This is a genomic window from Halorubrum sp. AJ67 (assembly GCF_000513435.1).
In genome coordinates, this window is the sequence record NZ_CBVY010000012.1 from 104,714 (window position 1) to 107,591 (window position 2,878).

At 68.8% G+C, this 2,878-nt stretch carries 2 protein-coding genes and 1 pseudogene; all 3 read right to left on the minus strand.

The features are described 5' to 3' along the window. Nucleotides 1-22: 22 nt before the first annotated feature. Nucleotides 23-385 (minus strand): annotated as a pseudogene (locus BN903_RS16855) (aminopeptidase); the annotation flags it as partial. 132 nt (nt 386-517) lie between these two features. Next, on the minus strand, nt 518-751 hold the full coding sequence (locus tag BN903_RS10780; protein WP_048077732.1) for a hypothetical protein: 234 nt from the start codon (nt 749-751) through the stop codon (nt 518-520). Nucleotides 752-822: 71 nt separating this feature from the next. After that, entirely contained in the window at nt 823-2,622 is a 1,800-nt protein-coding gene (gene pepF, locus BN903_RS10785) for an oligoendopeptidase F (RefSeq protein ID WP_048077758.1), read from the minus strand. Nucleotides 2,623-2,878 lie beyond the last annotated feature (256 nt).

A 2,878-nucleotide genomic window follows, 5' to 3' on the forward strand; every position in this document is an offset into this window, starting at 1 on the left:
CCTATCCCCTGTGTGCCTTGCCTCCGCCGCCGATCCGCAGGTAGGCGTCGGCGGCCTCGAAGATCGCGCGGTCGACGGCGGGGTCCGCGTCGAAGTCGGCCGCGTCGACCGCGGCGTCGCCCCCGTCGATCTCACCCTCGCCGGTCCCGCCCTCGCCGGCTTCTCCCTCGACCCTCGCCTCGACGCCCTTCAGGTAGGCCCGAGAGAGTTCGTCGGAGCCGTACAGCGTCGTGACGTTCGCCCCGCGCTCGCCGAGCACCGCGGCGACCGCGACGCCCAGTTCGTGGGCGTCCTCGGCGACCGACACGACGACGTCGTCGCCGGCTTCGACCCGCGCGCTCCAGTCGACGAGCACCTCGGCGTGCTCGCGTACGCGTTCGTCCATACTCGTGCGTCGCGCCCGCCCGGCTAAAATCGGTCGACCCGTCGCTCGCGGGTCGGCGCAACCGGAGGAGAAAGCGATCGGCGTCGAGGTGGTCGGCGTCGGGGTGGTCGGCGTTGAGGCGAACGGCGGGCTTTACGACGAGCCCTCGGGGAGCGCGAAGCCCGCGCCGCCCGCGATGATCGCCGCGGCGGCGAGGATCGTCGCGCCGAGGACGACGTAGCTGTCGTCCGGGCTGAGTCCGCCGATCGACGCGGCGATGTCCACGACGAAGACGGTGACGAACAGGCTCAGTATCGCGAACGCGAGCATCACGAAGCCTGCGATCAGCGCACTGGCCAGCGAGCCGAACGCGTCTAAGATTCCCATGCGTGTCTCGGACTCGCGGCCACGCTGAAAAATCCCGCGGCTCCCCCGTCACGCGGTTCGCGGAGACCGTCCTACTCCAGGTCGAGGAGCGCGGCGACCTCGTCGAGGTAGTCGTCGTAGACGCCGACGGCGGACTCGATCGGGTCGGGCGAGGCCATGTCGATCCCGGCGAGTTCGACGACCTCCAGCGGGTACTCCGAGCCGCCCGTCTTCAGCATCTCGCGGTAGTCGGCGGCCGCCGACTCGCCCTCGTCTAAGACGCGCTCGACGATGGCGGCCGCGGCGGAGATGCCGGTCGCGTACTGGTAGACGTAGAAATCGTAGTAGAAGTGCGGGATCCGCTGCCACTCGCGCTCGATGCCGCCGGTCAGCTCGGCCGGCGCGTAGTAGTCGCCCTTCAGGTCGCCGTACAGCTCGTCGAACGCGTCGGGGGTGAGCGCCTCGCCCTCCTCGACGCGCTCGTGGATCCGCTGTTCGAAGGTCGCGAACATCGTCTGGCGGAAGAGGGTGGAGCGGAAGCGTTCGAGGTACTCGTCGAGGACGTGCGTCCGCAGTTCGTCGTCCTCGACGGTGTCGAGCAGGTGGTGGGTCAGCAGGGTCTCGTTGACCGTGGAGGCGATCTCCGCGACGAAGATCTCGTAGCTCGCGTCGTGCCACGGCTGCGCGTCGCCCGCCAGCTCCGAGTGCATCGAGTGGCCCAGTTCGTGGGCCAAGGTGTACATCGAGGCGATGTCGTCCTGGTAGTTCATCATGATGTACGGCTGGGTATCGTAGGTGCCCGAGGAGAACGCGCCGGAGCGCTTCCCGCGGTTCTCGTAGGCGTCGACCCACCGCGACTCTAACCCCTCGGCCAGCCGCTCCTGGTACGCGTCGCCCAGCGGTGCGACCGCCTCGATCACCCACTCGCGGGCCTGCTCGTACTCCACGTCGGGGCCCTGATCGCCCGTCAGCGACATGTACAGGTCGTGGCTCCGGAGCCGGTCGACCCCGAGCGCCTCGGCCTTCAGGTCGGCGTGGCGGTGAAGCACGTCGAGGTTGTCGTCGACGGTGTCGACGAGGGTGTCGTACACCTCGACGGGGACGTTCGAGCCGTCGAGCGCGGCGGCGCGAGCGGAGTCGTAGTCGCGGATCTCGGCGCTCGTGACGTGTTCGCGAACGGCCTTCTCCAGCGAGGTCCCGACCGTGTTGCGGACGCTCGCCCACTCGTCGTAGAACGTCTCGTGGACGCGCTCGCGGAACTCGCGGTCCGGGTTCGTCTGGAGCTTCGTGAAGTTCGCCTGCGTGATCTCGACGTCCTCGCCGTCGGGGTCCTCGACGATGCCGTAGGTCATGTCGGCGTTCGTCAGCATCGAGTAGATCTCGCTCGGCGCGTCGGTGACCTCAGACAGGTCGGCGAGCACCTCCTCGACCTCGCTCGACCGCGTGTGCGGCTTCTTTCGAAGGACGTCGTCGAGGTAGTGCTCGTACGTCGCGAGGGCCGGCTCCTCGTCGACGAACGCCTCGACGTCGGCCTCGGACAGCGTCTGTAGCTCCGGTTCGAGGTACGAGACCGCGCTCGACGCCTCGGAGCTGAGCGACGACGCTCGCGCGGACATCGCCTGATACTCCTGGTTCCGCGTGTCCTCGGCGCTGCGGAGCCGGGCGTACGTGGCCACCTGCTGGAGCTCGCGGAATATCTCCTCGCGCAGTTCGAGCAGTTCGAGCAGGGTCGCGGCGTCCTCGGTGACGCGTCCCTCGTAGTCGCGCAGCTCGTCGATCCGGTCGGCGACGGTCTCGCGGGCCGCCTCCCACGCCTCGTCGTCGGCGTAGATGCCCTCCAAGTCCCACTTGTACTCGGCGTCGATCTCGGACCGCTCGGGAACCGAACTCATACCCGTCGAGTCGGTCTCGCGCACACTAAGCCTTGGCAAACCCCGCGCGCCGAGCCGATAGGCGTGAAAAACGCCAACGCGTCACTCGGTGTCGCCGCCGGCCCACGCCGCGAGGTCGACGACGAGGACGAGCGCGTCCTCGCCGTCGGGGTAGTAGCCGCCGACCCGCCGGATCGGGTCGAACCCCTCGTCGGCGTACAGCGACCGGGCGGGGTCGTTCCCCTAGTCGTGGGAGGCAAGGCACACAGGGGATAGG

What these genes read in the sequence shown, in the direction of transcription:
- BN903_RS10780 (WP_048077732.1), bottom strand. Translation starts at nt 751, where the DNA reads ATGGGAATCTTAGACGCGTTCGGCTCGCTGGCCAGTGCGCTGATCGCA.
- pepF (WP_048077758.1), bottom strand. Translation starts at nt 2,622, where the DNA reads ATGAGTTCGGTTCCCGAGCGGTCCGAGATCGACGCCGAGTACAAGTGG.